The 16,904-nt window shown below is 67.8% G+C and carries 18 protein-coding genes; 7 read left to right on the top strand and 11 right to left on the bottom strand.

The window, feature by feature from the left end; genetic code table 11:
- Positions 1-199 precede the first annotated feature (199 nt).
- Positions 200-772: a LemA family protein gene (locus WFQ67_RS21875; RefSeq protein ID WP_043241229.1), complete on the top strand. Its 573-nt coding sequence runs from the start codon at positions 200-202 to the stop codon at positions 770-772.
- Positions 772-1,683, top strand: coding sequence for a GIDE domain-containing protein (locus WFQ67_RS21870; RefSeq protein ID WP_213628606.1), 912 nt, complete (start codon positions 772-774; stop codon positions 1,681-1,683). The genes WFQ67_RS21875 and WFQ67_RS21870 overlap by 1 nt, the downstream gene beginning before the upstream one ends.
- Positions 1,684-1,853: 170 nt before the next feature.
- On the opposite strand, the gene WFQ67_RS21865 is transcribed toward WFQ67_RS21870, so the two are convergent.
- The 4 genes from WFQ67_RS21865 to WFQ67_RS21850 form a co-directional block, all read right to left on the bottom strand.
- Entirely contained in the window at positions 1,854-3,920 is a 2,067-nt protein-coding gene (locus tag WFQ67_RS21865) for a putative bifunctional diguanylate cyclase/phosphodiesterase (protein ID WP_213628607.1), read from the bottom strand.
- Positions 3,921-4,306: 386 nt separating this feature from the next.
- Complete coding sequence (sodB, locus tag WFQ67_RS21860; RefSeq protein WP_111263062.1) at positions 4,307-4,888, bottom strand: superoxide dismutase [Fe]; 582 nt, start codon at positions 4,886-4,888, stop codon at positions 4,307-4,309.
- Positions 4,889-5,093: 205 nt separating this feature from the next.
- Positions 5,094-5,696, bottom strand: coding sequence for a LysE/ArgO family amino acid transporter (locus WFQ67_RS21855; RefSeq protein ID WP_213628609.1), 603 nt, complete (start codon positions 5,694-5,696; stop codon positions 5,094-5,096).
- 3 nt (positions 5,697-5,699) lie between these two features.
- On the bottom strand, positions 5,700-6,107 hold the full coding sequence (locus tag WFQ67_RS21850) for an ACT domain-containing protein (RefSeq protein WP_337058145.1): 408 nt from the start codon (positions 6,105-6,107) through the stop codon (positions 5,700-5,702).
- A 91-nt stretch (positions 6,108-6,198) separates the two neighbouring features.
- Here WFQ67_RS21850 and WFQ67_RS21845 point away from each other — a divergent pair, with 91 nt between their 5' ends.
- Positions 6,199-7,095, top strand: a complete 897-nt coding sequence (locus tag WFQ67_RS21845; protein WP_213630433.1) for a LysR family transcriptional regulator ArgP — start codon at positions 6,199-6,201, stop codon at positions 7,093-7,095.
- Position 7,096: 1 nt separating this feature from the next.
- On the opposite strand, the gene WFQ67_RS21840 is transcribed toward WFQ67_RS21845, so the two are convergent.
- Positions 7,097-8,155: a saccharopine dehydrogenase family protein gene (locus WFQ67_RS21840; protein ID WP_337058144.1), complete on the bottom strand. Its 1,059-nt coding sequence runs from the start codon at positions 8,153-8,155 to the stop codon at positions 7,097-7,099.
- A gap of 176 nt (positions 8,156-8,331) precedes the next feature.
- Here WFQ67_RS21840 and WFQ67_RS21835 point away from each other — a divergent pair, with 176 nt between their 5' ends.
- Positions 8,332-9,321: an NAD-dependent epimerase/dehydratase family protein gene (locus tag WFQ67_RS21835; RefSeq protein ID WP_337058143.1), complete on the top strand. Its 990-nt coding sequence runs from the start codon at positions 8,332-8,334 to the stop codon at positions 9,319-9,321.
- A gap of 6 nt (positions 9,322-9,327) precedes the next feature.
- Here WFQ67_RS21835 and WFQ67_RS21830 read toward each other — a convergent pair whose 3' ends face one another.
- On the bottom strand, positions 9,328-9,588 hold the full coding sequence (locus WFQ67_RS21830) for a hypothetical protein (protein WP_111263068.1): 261 nt from the start codon (positions 9,586-9,588) through the stop codon (positions 9,328-9,330).
- Positions 9,589-9,903: 315 nt separating this feature from the next.
- On the opposite strand from WFQ67_RS21830, the gene WFQ67_RS21825 reads away from it, so the two are divergent.
- Complete coding sequence (locus tag WFQ67_RS21825) at positions 9,904-10,743, top strand: ATPase (RefSeq protein ID WP_337058142.1); 840 nt, start codon at positions 9,904-9,906, stop codon at positions 10,741-10,743.
- Between the two features lie 285 nt (positions 10,744-11,028).
- Here the strand turns inward: WFQ67_RS21825 and WFQ67_RS21820 are convergent, their stop codons facing one another.
- From WFQ67_RS21820 to WFQ67_RS21810, 3 genes are read right to left on the bottom strand one after another with little or no spacing between them, the layout of a single operon-like run.
- Positions 11,029-12,078: an alkene reductase gene (locus WFQ67_RS21820; RefSeq protein ID WP_173178778.1), complete on the bottom strand. Its 1,050-nt coding sequence runs from the start codon at positions 12,076-12,078 to the stop codon at positions 11,029-11,031.
- A gap of 15 nt (positions 12,079-12,093) precedes the next feature.
- Positions 12,094-13,257 (bottom strand): MFS transporter, encoded by a 1,164-nt coding sequence (locus WFQ67_RS21815; protein WP_337058141.1) that lies wholly within the window; start codon positions 13,255-13,257, stop codon positions 12,094-12,096.
- Positions 13,258-13,301: 44 nt separating this feature from the next.
- Positions 13,302-13,604: an ArsR/SmtB family transcription factor gene (locus WFQ67_RS21810; protein ID WP_263154411.1), complete on the bottom strand. Its 303-nt coding sequence runs from the start codon at positions 13,602-13,604 to the stop codon at positions 13,302-13,304.
- Between the two features lie 161 nt (positions 13,605-13,765).
- Here WFQ67_RS21810 and WFQ67_RS21805 point away from each other — a divergent pair, with 161 nt between their 5' ends.
- The gene (locus WFQ67_RS21805) at positions 13,766-14,347 is read left to right on the top strand and encodes an acyl carrier protein phosphodiesterase (RefSeq protein ID WP_337058140.1); all 582 of its coding nucleotides are present in this window, start codon (positions 13,766-13,768) and stop codon (positions 14,345-14,347) included.
- A gap of 69 nt (positions 14,348-14,416) precedes the next feature.
- Positions 14,417-15,277 (top strand): universal stress protein, encoded by an 861-nt coding sequence (locus WFQ67_RS21800; RefSeq protein ID WP_213628617.1) that lies wholly within the window; start codon positions 14,417-14,419, stop codon positions 15,275-15,277.
- Positions 15,278-15,280: 3 nt separating this feature from the next.
- Here the strand turns inward: WFQ67_RS21800 and WFQ67_RS21795 are convergent, their stop codons facing one another.
- Both WFQ67_RS21795 and olsB read right to left on the bottom strand, forming a co-directional pair.
- Complete coding sequence (locus WFQ67_RS21795; protein ID WP_337058139.1) at positions 15,281-16,054, bottom strand: lysophospholipid acyltransferase family protein; 774 nt, start codon at positions 16,052-16,054, stop codon at positions 15,281-15,283.
- A gap of 14 nt (positions 16,055-16,068) precedes the next feature.
- On the bottom strand, positions 16,069-16,839 hold the full coding sequence (gene olsB / locus WFQ67_RS21790) for an L-ornithine N(alpha)-acyltransferase (RefSeq protein WP_213628619.1): 771 nt from the start codon (positions 16,837-16,839) through the stop codon (positions 16,069-16,071).
- Between the last annotated feature and the right edge of the window lie 65 nt (positions 16,840-16,904).

Here is a 16,904-nt window from a genome sequence, read left to right as displayed (position 1 = left end):
CGAATTCCTTTGCGTGTTGTGGGGGACGTGGCGCAATTGCGCCCGAGAAACCGCGACATAATGCGAAAGATTTGCATTTTTGAAAAGGCCCGATGCACCGTCCCCTGGATGCGGGATGTGCCCGTCGTCTCTATGCGCCAGCCTGGCTGACGTTAGAATGCCAGCAGTCATGTTCCACCGAAGCCAAGGAGTCGCTCGCATGTCCCTGACCAGTGTTGCCCTGATCGTCGCTGCCCTGCTGGTCGCCGCTTACGCGGTGACGCTCTACAACGCCCTGGTGCGCCTCAAGCACGGGGTGACCAAGGCCTGGTCGAACATCGAGGTGCTGCTCAAGCAACGCCACGACGAGCTGCCCAAGCTGGTGGAGACCTGCAAGCAGTACATGCAGCACGAGCGCACCACCCTGGAGAACGTCATCGCCGCCCGCAACGCCGTGGCCAGTGCCCGCGAGCGTGGCGACGTCGGCGCCCTGGGCCAGGCCGAGAGCGGTCTGCGCGCGGGCCTCGGCCAGCTCTTCGCCCTGGCGGAGAACTACCCGCAGCTCAAGGCCAACGAGAGCTTCCAGTTCCTCCAGCAGCGCATCAGCGGGCTGGAGAACGGTATCGCCGACCGCCGCGAGCTGTACAACGAGGCGGTGAACCTCAACAACGTGCGCATCGAGCAGTTCCCCGACGTGCTGCTGGCTCGCCTGTTCGGCTTCAAGCCCGCCGAACTGCTGGTGTTCAGCGAGGCCGAGAAAGCCGACGTCGACCTCAAGTCGCTGTTCAACTGATGGCCGGCGGTGATGCCGCCGGGCTCGCGATGAGCCTGGCCTTCAGCCTCGGCGCCTTCTTCGGCGGCGGGTGGTGGTGCATCAAGCGCCTGTCCGAGGCGCGCTTCCTGCTGGACACGCCGACCTCGAAGATCCGCTCCGCCGCCCAGGGCTACGTGGAACTCTACGGCGTGCTCCAGGAGTCCACCCTGGGCCAGCTGCAGGCGCCGCTCACCGGCAAGCCCTGCCTGTGGTGGCGCTTCCGTATCGAGGAGTACCAGGAGAGTGGCAAGAACAAGAGCTGGCGGGTGATCGAAAGCGGCACCAGCGACCAGTGGCTGCAACTGGGCGACGGCACCGGCGATTGCCTGATCGACCCGCGTGGCGCCGAAGTGCGCCCGTCCACCCGCGAGGTGTGGAAGGGCAACCAGCGCCACCCGCGCAATGGCGCGGCTCCGGCCGGGTTCTTCGGCATGCTGCTGGGGGGCGGTGAATACCGTTACACCGAGGAGCGCCTGCACCTCGGCGGCCCGCTCTACGCCATCGGTGATTTCCATACCGCCGGCGCGGGGCACCAGGGCTTCGATGGCTCGGCGGCTCAGGGCGCGGTGATCCGTGAATGGAAGAGCGATTTCGCCGGGCTGCTGCGGCGTTTCGACAGCAACGGCGATGGCCAGTTGGACGAGGCCGAGTGGAACCGCGTGCGCCTCGCCGCCCAGCTGGAGGCCGAGGACCGCCACCGTTCCACCAGCGCGGCACCTGCGGTGAACCACCTGCGCAAGCCGGGCGAGTCGCGGCCCTTCCTGCTTTCCAGCCATGGCGAGGACGTGCTGGCGCGCTCCTTCTACTGGCAGGCCCTGGGGGGTGGACTGGTGTGCATCGCTGGGGCGGTGGGCACCGTGTACCTGTTGCAGGTGACGGGGCTGATGTGACGCCTCGCGCCCTTGCGTTGGGCCTCGCTGCGCTTGGCACCAACCTACGCGCCAATCTGTCTGTCGACCCTGTCCCGTAGCCCGGGCTTCAGCCCGGGAAGGGCGCGCATGAACACGAACCACAGCCATGAAGAAGCCCGCCTTCGAGGCGGGCTTTTTCATTTCCGGGTTCAGAGCGTCGCGGGGTTGGAGGCGGCGTTGGTCAGGCGGCGCGCCTGCTTGAGGTAGCCGGTGAGCTCGCGGGCGGGCAGGGGCTTGCTGTACAGGTAGCCCTGACCCTCGTTGCAACCCTGGGAGATGATGTACGCCTCCTGCTCCTGGGTCTCCACGCCTTCGGCGATCACCTGCATGCCCAGGCTGCGGGCGAGCTGGATGATGGCGCGCACGATGGTGGCGTCGTCCTCGTCCTCGAGCACGTCCTGGACGAAGCTCTTGTCGATCTTGATCTTGTCCAGCGGCAGGCTCTTCAGGTAGCTCAGCGAGGAGTAGCCGGTCCCGAAGTCGTCGATCGCGATCAGTGCGCCGGAGCGGCGCAGGCTCAGCAGGTGCTGGGCGGCGGTGGAGATGTCCTCCATCAGGCCGGTCTCGGTGACTTCCACTTCCAGGCTGCGCGGCGGCAGGCGGTAGACCTGCAGCAGGTTGTTGACCACCCGCGGCAGCTCGGCGTGGTGCAACTGCACGGTGGAGAGGTTGATGGCCATGCGCAGCTCGCTGAAGCCCTGGTCGTGCCATTCGCGCAACTGGCGGCAGGCCTGGTCGAGCACCCATTCACCGATGGGGATGATGGAGCCGTTCTGCTCGGCCAGGGGGATGAACAGGTCCGGCGGCACGAAGCCATGCTGCGGGTGCTGCCAGCGCAGCAGCGCCTCGACGCCGACCACGCGGTGGTCGCGGTAGTCGACCTGGGGCTGGTAGACCAGGTGCAGCTCGTTGCGGGTGAGGGCTTCGCGCAGGTCCTTCTCCAGCTCGCGGCGGCGACGCATCTCGCTGTCGACGCTGGCGATGTAGAACTGGTAGCGGTTGCGCGAGCGGCTCTTGGCCAGGGTCATGGTCTGTTCGGCTTTCTGCAGCAGCTTCTCGGTGCTGTCGCCGTCTTCCGGGAACAGGGTGATGCCGATGGTGGCGCGCAGGCGCACTTCCTGCTGCTCCAGGGCGAAGGGCGCCTCAAGGTCGTCGAGCACGCTCTGGGCCAGTTCGGCCGCTTCATAAGGCTGCTCGATATCGGCCTGGACCAGGGCGAACTGGTCGCCCCCCAGGCGGGCCAGCGCGCCGAGCCGGCCGCTGTGGCCGCGCAGGCGGTCGGCGAGGGCGATCAGCAACTGGTCGCCTGTCTGGTAGCTGAACTGTTCGTTGACGCCCTTGAAATCGTCCAGCCCCACGCAGAGCACGGCGACGCGGCGCTGCAGGCGGCCGGCATCATCGAGGATCTGGTCCAGCTGCTGCTGCAGCTGCTGGCGGTTGGGCAGGCCGGTGAGGAAGTCGTACTGGGCCATTCGCAGCAGGCTGTTTTCCGCTTCCCGGCGCAGGTGGGTGTTGCGCTCGATGGAGGCCAGCAACTCGTTGGCGGTGTTTATCCACAGCCCCAGTTCGTTCTTCTCGTTGCCCTTGAGCATGGGCAGCTTGTGTTCGCTGGGGCGGTCCGGGTTGATGTTGGTGAGGTGCTCGATGATCTTCGACAGCGGCTTGGTCAGCAGCCAGTGGTAGACCGAGTAGAGCACCAGGCCCATGGCCAGGGCGCGCAATACGCCGGAGACGAAGATGATCACCGAGCTGATGACGAAGTCTTCGCCGTAGGGCGCGGTGTCCAGGGTGATGTTGAGGTCGCCGTAGTACTCGCTGTACGGGCCGCGGCCCACCAGTTGGGTGGTGAAGTTCTGTTCCTTGCCGAGGATCGCGTCGGTGAGCCAGCGCGTCGGCAGCTCCATCAGCGGGCGGGATTTCTCGGCGAGCATCGGCTCGTTGGGGTGGCCGATGGCGGCGAAGCGGACCGACTCGTGCTGGAACAGGCCCTCGATGACCTGCATGCCCATCTCCCGGTCGAGGCTGTAGACGGCCTGGGTCGAGGGGTCGCGGAACATGCCGAGGATGCGATGGGCGTCGTTGGCCACCGCCTGCCGTGTCTTGTAGACGTCGAACACTATCTGCGCGCAGCTCAGCACTACACCGACCACCAGCGCGGACATCAGCACCACGCGGAGCAACTTCAGTGACAAGCTGTGTTTGAGATCCAGCTTCAAGTAGGGATTCCTTGTTCGATGCCGGTAGGCGTCAGACCGCTTGAGTATTGGCAAACACGAGATAGCCGTCAAAGGGCCATTACGCAAATGCGGGTATTTTCACCTTGCCCGGTCCTCTACCGGCGCATGGGCGGACGAACCTTGTCCCATCCCGCACTGTGTCGGTGCACATCCTCCCTACTTGAATGCCGTTCGACGGATTTATTCTGGCACAGCCTGGGCCAATGCCTTGGCGAGCCGGCGGACGGCGCGCCCCACAGGCCCGGCTGCGCGCCGTCGAGCGCCCATGGCCCTGCAAGCTTCGCACCGGGGCGCGTCCGCGCCGGACGCGCAAATGAAAAGACCCGGCACTAGGGCCGGGTCTTTTCGTGGAGCTGGAGCGGGTCTCAGGCAGCGTAGTTCTTGGCTACGAAGTCCCAGTTGACCAGGTTCCAGAATGCCTCGACGTACTTCGGACGCAGGTTGCGGTAGTCGATGTAGTAGGCGTGTTCCCAGACGTCGCAGGTCAGCAGCGGAGTGTCGCCGCTGGTCAGCGGGCAGCCGGCACCGATGGTGCTGGCCAGGGCCAGGGAGCCGTCGGCCTTCTTCACCAGCCAGCCCCAGCCGGAGCCGAAGGTGCCGATGGAGGTCTTGCTGAACTCTTCCTTGAACTTGTCGAAGGAACCGAAGGCAGCGTTGATGGCGTCAGCCAGGGCGCCGGTGGGCTGGCCACCGCCGTTGGGGCTCAGGCAGTTCCAGTAGAAGGTGTGGTTCCACACCTGGGCGGCGTTGTTGAAGATGCCGCCCGACGAGGTCTTGACGATCTCTTCCAGGCTCTTGCCTTCGAACTCGGTGCCCGGAACCAGGTTGTTCAGGTTCACGACATAGGTGTTGTGGTGCTTGTCGTGGTGGAATTCCAGGGTCTCGGCGGAAATGTGCGGCTCGAGGGCATTCTTCTCGTACGGCAGCGGCGGCAATTCGAAAGCCATGTCTATCTCCTTCATCAGGTCTGGATTTGTGCGCGAGGCGCGGGGCCGTTCACGGGCGGCCGGTAGGCGGCTGCGAGTTTGTACTCTTTTTTGCCGCGAAGCCCGGATCATAGCATCGGCCCTGCGGCATAACCACGCAGCAAACGTGTGGAAATCGCGGCGCCAGGGCCTTTGCATCGTGCCTGACGGGTTCGACAAGGTGTGCTCAGAGACCGTTCAGCAATTGTGCGGCCATGGCGAACATCATCAGTGCCACGCCGAAGTCGAGCAGGCGCCAGGTGGCTGGCCTGGCCAGCCAGGGCGCCAGCCAGGCGGCGCCCAGGGCCAGGGCGAAGAACCAGATCAGCGAGGCGCTGGCGGCGCCCAGGGCGTAGGCACCGGGCACCGGCTGCTGGGCGCCCAGGGAGCCGATCAGCAGCACCGTGTCCAGGTACACGTGGGGGTTGAGCAGGGTCACCGCCAGGGCCGCCAGCAGCACCGCCTTGCGTGAGCGCGGGCCGGCGTTTGCCGCCTGGCCCAGCGTCTGCGGGGCGAGCGCCCGGAGCAGCGCCTTGGCGCCGTACCAGCTGAGGAAGGCGATGCCGCCCCAGCGCGCGACGGCCAGCAGCGTCGGGTTCTGAGCCAGCAGCGTGGCCAGGCCGAAGACTCCGGCGCAGACCAGCACCGCATCGCACAGCACGCAGAGCGCGGCCACCGGCAAGTGGTGCTCGCGGCGCAGGCTCTGGGCCAGGACGAAGGCGTTCTGCGCGCCGATGGCGATGATCAGCCCCGCCGCCACCAGCATCCCGTTGAGGTAGCTCTGCCACATGGCTCAGGCCTCCCCGGCGCTGGCGGCCAGCGCCCGCAGGGTGGAGAGGGCGCGTTCGGCATCGCTGCGGGTGACGAACAGGTGGTCGTGGTAATAGCCGGCGATGACGTTGCAGCTGACGCCGGCCTGGGCGAGGGCGCCGGCGAAGGCGGCGGTGAGGCCGACGGCGGCCAGCGAGGAATGCACCTCCAGGGTGATCCAGGCGGCTACGTAGTCGTAGGCCAGGCCGAGACGGTCGGCGTCCTCGCGGGCCAGGATCACGGTCAGTCCCTCGCGCTCGCGGAAGCTGCCGACGGCCTCGCAGCCTTGCAGCGCGCGGGTGTCGTCGAGGGTGCAGAACACGTAGTCGCCCTCGTTCAGGTGCGGGGACATGCTGCGGATCAGCAGTGCGAGGGAGGTTTCGCCGGCCATGGAGGGGGTCCTGTTCGAGGGGGAGATGTGGCGATTCTGCGGAGGAGGCGTGTATAAGAAAAACAAATCATGCTGATCCCCTATTAGGAAAATCGATTTGTTCGACTACAAGTTGCTGGCCGCCCTGGCGGCGGTGGTGGAGCAGGGCGGCTTCGAACGCGCTGCACAGGTACTCGGCCTGTCGCAGTCGGCGGTGTCCCAGCGCATCAAGCTGCTGGAGGCGCGGGTCGGCCAGCCGGTGCTGGTGCGCGCCACGCCGCCCACCTCGACCGAGATCGGCACCCGCCTGCTCAACCACGTGCAGCAGGTGCGCCTGCTGGAGCGCGACCTGCAGTCCCAGGTGCCGGCCCTGGACGAAGGTGGCCCCCGCGAGCGCCTGCGCATCGCCATCAACGCCGACACCCTGGCCACCTGGTGGGCGCGGGCGGTGGCGGACTTCTGCTCGCGCCACGAGGTGCTGATGGACCTGGTGGTGGAGGACCAGGACGTCGGCCTCAAGCGCATGCGTGCCGGCGAGGTGGCGGGGTGCGTATGCGGTGCCGAGCGGCCGGTGGCCGGGGCGCGCAGCATTCCCCTGGGCGCCATGCGCTATCGCGCGCTGGCCAGCCCGGCCTTCATCGCCCGGCACTTCGCCGAGGGCGTCACCCCGGCGGCGCTGGCCCGGTCGCCTTCCATCGTCTACGGGCCCGACGACCTGCTCCAGCACCGCTACATGGAGTCATTGGGCATCGCCGGCAGCTTCCCCCATCACCTCTGCCCGTCGTCCGAGGGCTTCGTGCGTCTCACCGAAGGCGGCCTGGGCTGGGGGCTGGTGCCCGAGCACCAGGTGGAAGGCCAGCTGGCGCGGGGGGAGCTGCGCGAGCTGATTCCCGGGCGCCCCATCGACGTGCCGCTCTACTGGCATCACTGGCGCCACGGCGGCGAGCTGCTCGCCCAGCTCACCGAGCACCTGGCCCACGCCGGTGCCCGCTGGCTGGTGCAGGCCTGATTCAGGCGATGCGGATGCGCCCGCTGCCCGGCAACTGCTCCACGCAGCGCTCGCCGAACAGCTGCGACGGCGTGCGGTAGCCCCCGGGCCCGTTGTAGGCGAGCAGGTGGCGCACGGCGAGCAGCACGCCGTGGACGGTGACCTCGTAGCCGTTGGCCGTTTCCAGGTGCGCGGTGCGGGTTTCCCCGGCGGCGTTGCGTGCCTCGCCCCAGACCCAGGTGCGCAGGCGTTCACGGGTGGCCTGGTCGGGGCCGCGCACGCGCTTATCCACCTGGCCCTTCAGCCACTTCTGCGCCGCCGCGCCGCCCAGCAGGCCGCGCAGCGGGTCGATCAGGCGCATGCCCAGCGCCGCCGCCGGTGGTGCCGGCAGGTAGACCTCGATATTGGGGATGCCCGTGGAGTAATAGGCCGTGGCCACATCGCCCCAGGGGATGGTCACCGCGTTCTTCTCGCCACGGCCGAAGTCGATGCGTCGCTGGCGGTAGCCCAGGGGCACCCTGACGCGTTCGCCATCCCGGCGTACCTGCCCGCCCAGGCGCAGCCCCTCCACCGAGGTCTTGGCGGTGCCCGGCGACAGGCCGCTGCCGGTGTCGAAGCCCAGCGCCAGGTGGCTGGCATCTGGCAGCGCCTGCTTCAGGCAGGCCGCCACGCAATCGGTGGGAATGACGTCGAAGCCGACGCCCGGGCAGATCACCAGGGCCGCTTCCCTGGCCAGCAGGTCATAGGCACGGGCCTGCTCGAACACGGCGATCTCGCCGGTGATGTCGACGTAGTGACTGGCGCTGGCCAGGCATGCCTCGATCATCGGCGCGCTGGTGGCGGAGAAGGGGCCGGCGCAATGGGCCACGACCGTCACCCCCGCGAGTGCCGCACGGCTGGCCAGCGGGTCGGCCAGGTCGAAGGTGCGGGCAGGCAGCGACAGCTCGGCGGCGACGCGCTCCACCTCCTGCGCGTTGCGCCCGGCCAGTATGGGCGCCAGTCCCTGGCGCACCGCTTCGGCGGCTACCAGCCGGCCGGTGTAGCCGTTGGCGCCGTAGATCATCCAGGCTGAATCGCCCATGCCCTATCTCCTCGTTGACGTGGTCGACAAGACTAGCCGTCTCTTCGCCACGTGATGCCGGACCTAGGTTGGGCGTCTTGGCTTTCAAGGTCGGGCCGCTGGCTCGCGACGCCACGGCGCCGCCTGGCCCGCGCTGCTAGAGTCGCAGGCATGACGAGAACACCGGGGGATGAGCAATGAAGATTCTGGTAACGGGGGCGAGCGGCTTCATCGGCGGGCGCTTCGCCCGCTTCGCGCTGGAGCAGGGCCTGGCGGTGCGGATCAATGGCCGTCGCCCCGAAGCGGTGGAGCACCTGGTGCGGCGCGGCGCTGAATTCGTCCAGGGCGACCTGGCCGACCCTAAGCTGGCGCTGGCCCTTTGCGACGACGTCGAGGCCGTGGTGCATTGCGCCGGCGCGGTGGGGGTCTGGGGTAGCTACCAGCATTTCTACCAGGCCAACGTCGAAGTCACCGAGAACATGGTCGAAGCCTGCCTGAAGCGGAAGGTGCGGCGCCTGGTGCACCTGTCCTCGCCTTCCATCTATTTCGACGGTCGCTCCCATGTGGGCATCCGCGAGGAGCAGGTGCCCAAGCGCTTTTCCGACCACTACGGCGCCACCAAGTACCTGGCCGAGCAGAAGGTGTTCGCCGCCGAGGAATTCGGCCTGGAAGTGATCGCCTTCCGCCCGCGCTTCGTCACCGGGGCCGGCGACACCAGCATCTTCCCGCGGCTGATCGAGATGCAGCGCAAGGGTCGCCTGGCGATCATCGGCAACGGCCTGAACAAGGTGGACTTCACCAGCGTGCACAACCTCAACGAGGTGTTGCTGAGCGGCCTGCTGGCGGCGGGGCCGGCGCTGGGCAAGGTGTACAACATCAGCAACGGCCAGCCGGTGCCGCTGTGGGACGTGGTCAACTACGTACTGCGCCGCCTCGACCTGCCGCCGGTGACCCGGCACGTGCCCTTCGGCATTGCCCACGCGGCGGCGACTATCAACGAGACCGTCTGCAAGCTGCTGCCGGGGCGCCCGGAACCTTCGCTGTTCCGCCTCGGCGTGGCGGTGATGGCGCGGGATTTCTCCCTCGACATCAGCCGCGCACGGCACTACCTGGAATACGACCCCAAGGCCAGCGTCTGGTCGGCACTGGACGAGTTCTGCACCTGGTGGAAGGCCCAGCAGTCCTGAGGCGGCTCAGCCGCGCAGCGGGCCGGCGTACTGGGTGTACTTGCGGATCAGCTCTTCCTCGCTCAGCTCCTTCTTCACGCGGATGCCGGTGAGTTCGCTGAGCCGTTCGCCCAGGCTGATGATGCTGTCCTGTCGCGACTCGGCGCAGGCCTTGAGCATCGACTGGATGGCGTCGGGCTGGCTGAGACGGATGTCCAGCGCCTGCTCCTCGCGAATCTGCCGACGCAGGGTTTGCATGCAGTCCAGTACGGCTTTGGTCAGTTCCACGCGTAATCCCCCCATGATCAGAAGAGAGCTCCGTCCGTCTCTTCCCGGATCGGCGGAGCGCGTCGGGCCCCCACTGCACGGGCCCGCCAGGCTGAGGCGCCCCCAAGACGCCCTATGGGGTGATTAGCAAGGTGCGTACCAGTTCACGTATTCAGGAACCCTGGGGCCTGCAGCGGGTCGATCGACCGTGCGTCGCCCCGTGGCGGTGCGAAATCGCACCAGCTTGGCGCGACGCTGATGCCGCCCGAGCGAAACGGTATACTGGCGCACTTGTGGCCAGCCGCGGCCCTTAGTGCTCTCTTCCGAAGGTCAACCATGCGTAACGATGCTCTCGATGAACTGGACGATGTCCCCAGCCTGACCACCGACTCCCGGGATCGCGACGCGTACGGCCACCATGGCCACGCCGCCCACGCCCAGCCCGGCCATGCGGGCCGCGGCCATGCAGCGGCGGTCAAGGTGCCCAGCACCGGCCCGCTGTGGGCGTTGATCGGCGCGCTGCTGATCGCCTTCTGCGGCCTCGGCTGGTGGAGCTTCCAGCAGATCTCGCTGATGGAGCAGCAACTGGTCGCTACCCAGGAGAGCTTCGCCCGCATCAGCGAGGAAGCCGCCGGTCGCATCCAGGACATCAGCGGCAAGGTGGTCGCCACCGAATCCAACGTCACCAGCGGCAGCGAGTCGCTGAAGCTCGAGCTCAAGCAACTGCAGGGCAAGGTCGCCGAACTGGTCAAGCAGCAGCAGAGCCTCAACACCCAGATCGGCGGCCAGGGCAAGCGTGTCGACCAGATCGCCGCCGACCTCAAGGCCCAGGAAGGCACCGCCGGCCAGCTCGATGGCCGCCTCAAGGGCCTGGCGGACGAGCAGGGCAAGCTCAAGGCTGCCCAGGGCGATTCCTCCAAGGTCGACGAGCGCCTGAAGGCCCTCTCCGCTGAAATCGACGCGCTGAAGAAGCAGGGCAACCCCAACCAGGCGATCAAGAGCCTGGAACAGGACCTGCTGGTGCTGCGCAGCGAACTGGACAACCGCCCGGCACCGGCCCAGAACGTGGGCGGCAACACCGCCGAGTTCGACGCCTTCCGCGCACAGATGACCCGCAACATCAGCACCCTGCAAAGCCAGGTGCAGAACCTGCAGCAGCAGATCAACGCCCGCTGATCCCTGCCGCCATGAAAAGCCCCGCTCCGCAAGGACCGGGGCTTTTTCATGCCCGGACGGATCGCGATGTTGCCGGGAGCACCCTGTTGGGGCGAATTCATTCGCCCGTTCTGCATGCAATCGCGCTCCGTTGTCACCGGCAACGGTGGTGATGGGTTTCGCTGCGCTCTACGCCATCCTACGGTTCGTGTTGGCCGGCGGCTCTTCCGTCGCCCGCACTTATCCACAGCCACGAAAAAGCCCCGGCCTTGCGGGCCGGGGCTTGGTTCATCGCAGCGTCGCCGCTTACAGGCGCGGGTAGTCGATGTAGCCGACCGGGCCCTTGCCGTAGAAGGTTTCCGGGTGCGGCTCGTTCAGCGGGGCGTCCTGGGCCAGGCGCGCCGGCAGGTCGGGGTTGGCGATGAAGGGGATGCCGAAGGCCACGGCATCGGCCTTGCCTTCGGCCAGCCAGGCGTTGGCCTGTTCCTTGGTGAAGCGTTCGTTGGCGATGAACACGCCGCCGAAGGCTTCCTTCAGGCTCGGGGTCAGGCTGTCGTCGGCGACCTTCTCGCGGGCGCAGATGAAGGCCACGCCACGCTTGCCCAGCTCACGGGCGACGTAGCCGAAGGTCTCGGCGCGGTTGGAGTCGCCCATGTCGTGGGAGTCGGCGCGCGGCGCCAGGTGCACGCCCACGCGGCCTGCGCCCCAGACCTTGATCAGTGCGTCGGTCACCTCCAGCAGCAGGCGTGCGCGGTTCTCCAGGGAGCCGCCGTAGAGGTCGGTGCGCTTGTTGGTGCTGTCCTGCAGGAACTGGTCGATCAGGTAGCCGTTGGCGGCGTGCAGCTCCACGCCGTCGAAGCCGGCGGCCTGGGCGTTCTCGGCGCCCACGCGGTAGGCCTCGATGATGTCGCCGATCTCTTCGGTTTCCAGGGCGCGGGGCACCGGGTAGTCACGCAGCGGGCGCAGCAGGCTGACGTGGCCCTTGGCGGCGATGGCGCTGGGGGCGACCGGGGTTTCGCCGCCCAGGTAGCTGGGGTCGGAGATGCGGCCCACGTGCCACAGCTGCAGGACGATCTTGCCGCCGTTGGCGTGCACGGCCTTGGTGATGTTGCTCCAGCCCTTGACCTGCTCGTCGCTCCAGATGCCGGGGGTGTCGGGGTAGCCGACGCCCAGCGGGGTCACGGAGGTGGCCTCGCTGATGATCAGGCCGGCGGAGGCGCGCTGGGTGTAGTACTCGGCCATCAGCGCGTTGGGCACGCGGCCCTCGTCGGCGCGGCAGCGGGTCAGCGGGGCCATGATGATGCGGTTGGCGAGTTCCAGTTCGCCGATCTTGATGGGATCGAAAAGCGTTGCCATGGGATACACCTCGGTTTAGTCGAGAGCGGTTTCCAGCTCGGGTTTGCGTTGACTGAAGGTCAGGACGGTCGCGACCAGGGCGAGGATCGCCAGCACGGCTGCGGCCAGTGGGACACGGGTCAGGCCCAGGCCCTGGTCGATGACCAGGCCGCCGACCCAGGCGCCGAGGGCGTTGCCCACGTTGAAGGCGCCGATGTTCAGGGTGGAGACCAGGTTCGGCGCACCGGCGCCGAAGGCCACCACGTTGACTTGCAGGGCGGGCACGGCGGCGAAGGCGGCCGTGGCCCAGAGGAACAGGGTGATCTCGGTGGGGATCAGCGCCACGCTGGTCCAGCTCAGCGCCGTGGAGGCGACGGCCAGGGCGACGAATACGCCCATCAGGGTCTGCGCCAGCTTCCAGTCGGCCAGGCGGCCGCCGATGACATTGCCCAGGGTCAGGCCCAGGCCGATCAGCAGCAGGCTCAGGGTCACGCCACGGGGCGAGACGCCGGTGACTTCGCCCAGCAGCGGTGCCACGTAGGTGAAGATGCAGAACACGGCAGCGGAGAACAGCACGGTGGTCGACAGCGCCAGCCACAGCCCCGCGCCGTTGAGCGCGGCCATTTCGCTGCGCATGTCGGCCTTCTCTTCGTCATGTCGGTTGGGCAGCACGCGCCACAGGCCGATCAGCGCGGCGATGCCGATCAGGGTCACGGCCCAGAAGGTCGAGCGCCAGCCGGCGGCCTGGCCCAGCGCGGTGCCCAGGGGCACGCCGAGCACGTTGGCCAGGGTCAGGCCGGTGAACATCAGCGCCACGGCCGAGGCCTTGCGGTTCTCCGGCACCAGGCTGGCGGCGACCACCGAACCGATACCGAAGAAGGCGCCATGGCAGAGGGCGGTGATCACCCGCGCCAGCATCAGCAACTCGTAGTTGGCGGCCACCGCGCACAGCAGGTTGCCGAGGATGAAGATGCCCATCAGTGCCAGCAGCGCGGCCTTGCGGGGGAAGCGGGCCGTTGCCATGGCCATGAACGGGGCGCCCACGGCCACGCCCAGGGCGTAGCCGGTGACCAGCCAGCCGGCGCCGGGAATCGACACGCCGAGGTCGGCGGCTACATCGGGCAGCAGCCCCATGATCACGAATTCCGTGGTGCCGATGGCGAACGCGGACAAAGCGAGGACGAGAAGCGAAGTCGGCATTGGCCTGCTCCTGGAAAGTTGAGGGTTGTGGCAGGTATGAAGGCCTAGAGCTCGTCGCTCATCTGGCGAAGGAATTCACTGATTACGGCTTCATTTCTTTTGAAGAAGTTCCACTGCCCGACCTTGCGGCTGGTGACCAGCCCGGCACGCTGCAGGGTCGCCAGGTGCACCGAGACGGTCGACTGCGAAAGCCCCGTGCGCTGGTCGAACTTGCCGGCGCAGACGCCGATCTCGAACGGGTGGTCCTGTTCGACGAAGTGCTTGTGCGGGTCTTTCAGCCACTGCAGCATCTCGCGCCGCACCGGATGGGCGAGGGCCTTGATGATTTCGTCGATGTCGATGTCGATGTCGATGTCGATGGGCGTGGTCATTGGGCAATCCGGGTAAAGCCATATCGGGAATGGGCGAACTATATATCGGCTCCGGGCGATACAGGATCGTTTGTGCCGATAGTCTTCATCACGCTGGCTGATGGAAGCGCCCCCGGCCATGGGCGTAAGCTTGGCCGATGAATTACCTCGCCCACCTGCACCTCGGCGGCCACCAGCCCGCCCAACTGCTCGGCAGCCTCTACGGCGACTTCGTCAAGGGGCCGCTGGACGGGCGCTGGCCGGCGGACATCGAGGCCGGTATCCGCCTGCATCGGCGCATCGACGTGTTCACCGATGCCCACCCGCTCACCGCCGAGGCCAGGGCGCTGTTCCCGGCCGAGCGCCGGCGCGTCGCCAGCATCCTCCTCGACCTGTTCTTCGACCACTGCCTTGCGCGCGACTGGCAGCGCTATGCCGAGGTGCCGCTGCCGGCCTTCACCGGCCAGGTCTACCGGGTGCTGGCCGAGGAGCCGGCGCTGCCCGAGCGGCTGGCCTTCATCGCCCCTCGCATGGCCGCGCAGGACTGGCTCGGCAGCTACCGCGACTTCGCGATCATCGAGCAGGTGCTGGTCGGCATGTCGCGCCGCTTCTCCCGTCCCGGCCTGCTGGACGGCGCCTTCGCGGAGATCGAGCGCTTGTACGAGCCGCTCAGCGATACCTTCCGTCGCTTCTACCCCGAGCTGCAGGGCTTCGCCTCCGAGGCATCCCGCCGCGCTTGACCTGCATCAAGCGCCACCACCCCGTACCGGCGTGCAATATCCGTAGCTAACTGGTTACGGAGGTGCCCCATGAAATCCCTGCTGCTGGCGACCGACCTGTCCTCGCGCTCCGAGCGCGCCCTGCTGCGCGCCGCGAGCCTGGTGCGGCAGTTCGACTGCCCCTGGTTCATCCTCCACGTGGTCGACAGCGACCAGCCGCAGTTGCGCGTCGAGCTGGAGGTGGAGCAGATCCGCCGCGACCTGGAGGCGCGCCTCGGCGAATTCACCGAACGGGCCGGCCGCGCTCCGGAAATCTGGGTGGAGGCCGGGGACCCGGCGCCGCGCATCGCCGAATGCGCGCGCTGGGGCGATATCGACCTGCTGGTAATGGGGGTTCACCGACGCAACGCCCTGCGCGACGTCTTCGTCGGCACCACCCTGGAGCGCGTGGTGCGCACCTGCGAGAAACCGGTGCTGGTGGTCAACCGCGAGCCCGAGTCCTCCTACCGCGACCTGGTGCTGGCCCTCGATCTCTCGCCCACCTCGGCCCGTGCCGTGCGGGCGGCCAAGGCGCTGGGGCTGATGGATGGCGCGCGCTGCCGGGCGGTGCATGCCTTCGAACCCTTCGCCAAGGTGATGCTGATGAACGCCGGCATCGCCACCCCCGCGCTGGACGACCACCTTACCGGCGAGGAGCGCAACGCGCGGCTGAACCTGATGGCCTTCCTCGACGAACAGGGCCTGCTGGCCCTGGTGGGCGAGCTGCGCGTGGAGGAGGGGTTGCCGATGACCATTCTGCGCCGGGTCATGGCCGACTCGCCGCCGGACCTGCTGGTGCTGGGCACCCGGGGCATGGGCGGGATCAAGCGTGTGCTGATCGGCAGCGTCGCCGATGCGGCGCTGCGCGAATTCGAGTGCGACATCCTCGCGGTCCCGCCGGGGCGGGACTGAGGTTCAGGCCGCCAGCTCCTCGGCGGCTTGCTCGCCGAACAGCTGCGTGCGGATCGCGCCGTGGGCCTGGCGGCTGACCACCGTGCGGCTCTGGTCGAGCGTGGGGATGGGCGGCAGCAGGTGGATCTCGACCAGGGCGACCTCGCTGCCGAGCAGGCGCAGCAGGTGCGAGAGCAGATCGTCGTCGCCGATGAAGGGCGCTATCCCGTCACGCTGGCCGTCGCGCAGGTAACGGATCGCCACCGGTTGCACCGGCACGCCGGTTTCGCAGGCGCTGGTCAGCAGGCGGCTGTGGAAGGTGCGCAGCAGGCTGCCGTCGGTGGTGGTGCCTTCGGGGAAGATCGCCAGCTGGCGGCCCAGCCCCAGGTGGCGGGCGAGTTGCTGGCCCACCAGGTTGCTGTCGCCCGCGCCACGGCGGATGAACAGCGTCCCGGCCTTGTGCGCCAGCCAGCCCGCGACCGGCCAGGCGCGGACTTCGGCCTTGGACAGGAACGACAGCGGCGCGAGCATGCCCAGCAGCGGGATATCGGTCCAGGACACGTGGTTGGACACCCACAGCATCGGCTGGCGCGGTACGTCCCCCGTCACCTTCACGCGAAAGGGCAGGGCAGCGCTCAGGCGGGCGAGGAACCAGCGGGTCAGGCGCTGGCGCCGCACCATCAGGTCGCGGCCCCGGAACAGGCGCTCCAGCACCCCGACCCAGCAGGCCAGCAGCAGGCCGAGGCCGACCACCGCCAGCAGGCGGGCGATGCGCAGGTACAGGCGCACTTTGCTCATGCCGGCGCCTCCGTTCAGACCGCCGCCTTGAAGTGGCGGGCGTAGCGTGGGCAGAGCTCGTCGCGCTTGAGCAGGATGAACACGTCGGCGACTTGGAAATCCTGGTCCCAGCAGGGCTCGCCGCAGATCTTCGCGCCCAGGCGCATGTAGGCCTTGAGTAGCGGCGGCATCTCGGCGATGACGTTGCCGGGCAACTCCAGCGCCGGCAGCGGGGTGCGCGGTTCGGCACGCAGGTGTTCGGTGCACAGGTAGCGTTCGCGCAGGCGCTGCATGATGGCCTGGGCCTGGATGCCGCCGTCCTGCATGGGGATGCTGGCGCAGCCCATCAGGTAGCGGTAGCCGCCTTCGTTGAGCACCTCGGCCAGCTCGCTCCAGAGCACGGCGATGGTGCCGCCGTTGCGGTAGGCCGGGTCGACGCAGGTGCGGCCGATCTCCAGCACCGGGCCTTGCAGGTCGCCCAGGCCTACCAGCTGGAATTCCTCTTCGCTGTAGAAGCGGCCGATGTCGTGGGCGGCGCGGTGATCGAGCAGGCGGGTGGTGGCCACCAGGCGGTCGCTGTCCAGGTCGCGCACGCCGATGTGCATGCAGTGCGGGTCGTAGTCGTCCATGTCGAGGCCGAACTCGGCGCCCTTGAGCTTGGCGTCGAACTCCGCGCTGAATACCTGGTAGCGCAGGGCCTGGGCTTCACGCAGCGCGGCGATGCCGCTCAGGCGCTCGGCCTGCAGGCGGCGCGGGCTTTTCTCGCCGCGGGCGGCGTTGTCGCGGGTGATGGCGATCTGAGTCATGAATGAAGCCTCCGTTAGCCGGCTAGATCCCGGTTGCAGCCGGTCGATCTTGTTGTGCAAAGTCA

The organism is Pseudomonas sp. USHLN015 (assembly GCF_037153275.1).
GTDB classification, from domain to species: domain Bacteria; phylum Pseudomonadota; class Gammaproteobacteria; order Pseudomonadales; family Pseudomonadaceae; genus Metapseudomonas; species Metapseudomonas tohonis.
Note: the sequence above shows the minus strand (reverse complement) of the source record. Positions and strands in the feature narration are given on the sequence as shown.

Bases quoted from the DNA above. Each gene is read 5' to 3' on its own strand.
- sodB (WP_111263062.1), bottom strand. From the start codon at position 4,888: ATGGCTTTCGAATTGCCGCCGCTGCCGTACGAGAAGAATGCCCTCGAG.
- WFQ67_RS21795 (WP_337058139.1), bottom strand. From the start codon at position 16,054: ATGAGCAAAGTGCGCCTGTACCTGCGCATCGCCCGCCTGCTGGCGGTG.
- WFQ67_RS21840 (WP_337058144.1), bottom strand. From the start codon at position 8,155: ATGGGCGATTCAGCCTGGATGATCTACGGCGCCAACGGCTACACCGGC.
- WFQ67_RS21825 (WP_337058142.1), top strand. From the start codon at position 9,904: ATGCGTAACGATGCTCTCGATGAACTGGACGATGTCCCCAGCCTGACC.
- WFQ67_RS21875 (WP_043241229.1), top strand. From the start codon at position 200: ATGTCCCTGACCAGTGTTGCCCTGATCGTCGCTGCCCTGCTGGTCGCC.
- WFQ67_RS21835 (WP_337058143.1), top strand. From the start codon at position 8,332: ATGAAGATTCTGGTAACGGGGGCGAGCGGCTTCATCGGCGGGCGCTTC.
- WFQ67_RS21805 (WP_337058140.1), top strand. From the start codon at position 13,766: ATGAATTACCTCGCCCACCTGCACCTCGGCGGCCACCAGCCCGCCCAA.
- olsB (WP_213628619.1), bottom strand. From the start codon at position 16,839: ATGACTCAGATCGCCATCACCCGCGACAACGCCGCCCGCGGCGAGAAA.
- WFQ67_RS21820 (WP_173178778.1), bottom strand. From the start codon at position 12,078: ATGGCAACGCTTTTCGATCCCATCAAGATCGGCGAACTGGAACTCGCC.
- WFQ67_RS21855 (WP_213628609.1), bottom strand. From the start codon at position 5,696: ATGTGGCAGAGCTACCTCAACGGGATGCTGGTGGCGGCGGGGCTGATC.
- WFQ67_RS21815 (WP_337058141.1), bottom strand. From the start codon at position 13,257: ATGCCGACTTCGCTTCTCGTCCTCGCTTTGTCCGCGTTCGCCATCGGC.
- WFQ67_RS21850 (WP_337058145.1), bottom strand. From the start codon at position 6,107: ATGGCCGGCGAAACCTCCCTCGCACTGCTGATCCGCAGCATGTCCCCG.
- WFQ67_RS21800 (WP_213628617.1), top strand. From the start codon at position 14,417: ATGAAATCCCTGCTGCTGGCGACCGACCTGTCCTCGCGCTCCGAGCGC.
- WFQ67_RS21870 (WP_213628606.1), top strand. From the start codon at position 772: ATGGCCGGCGGTGATGCCGCCGGGCTCGCGATGAGCCTGGCCTTCAGC.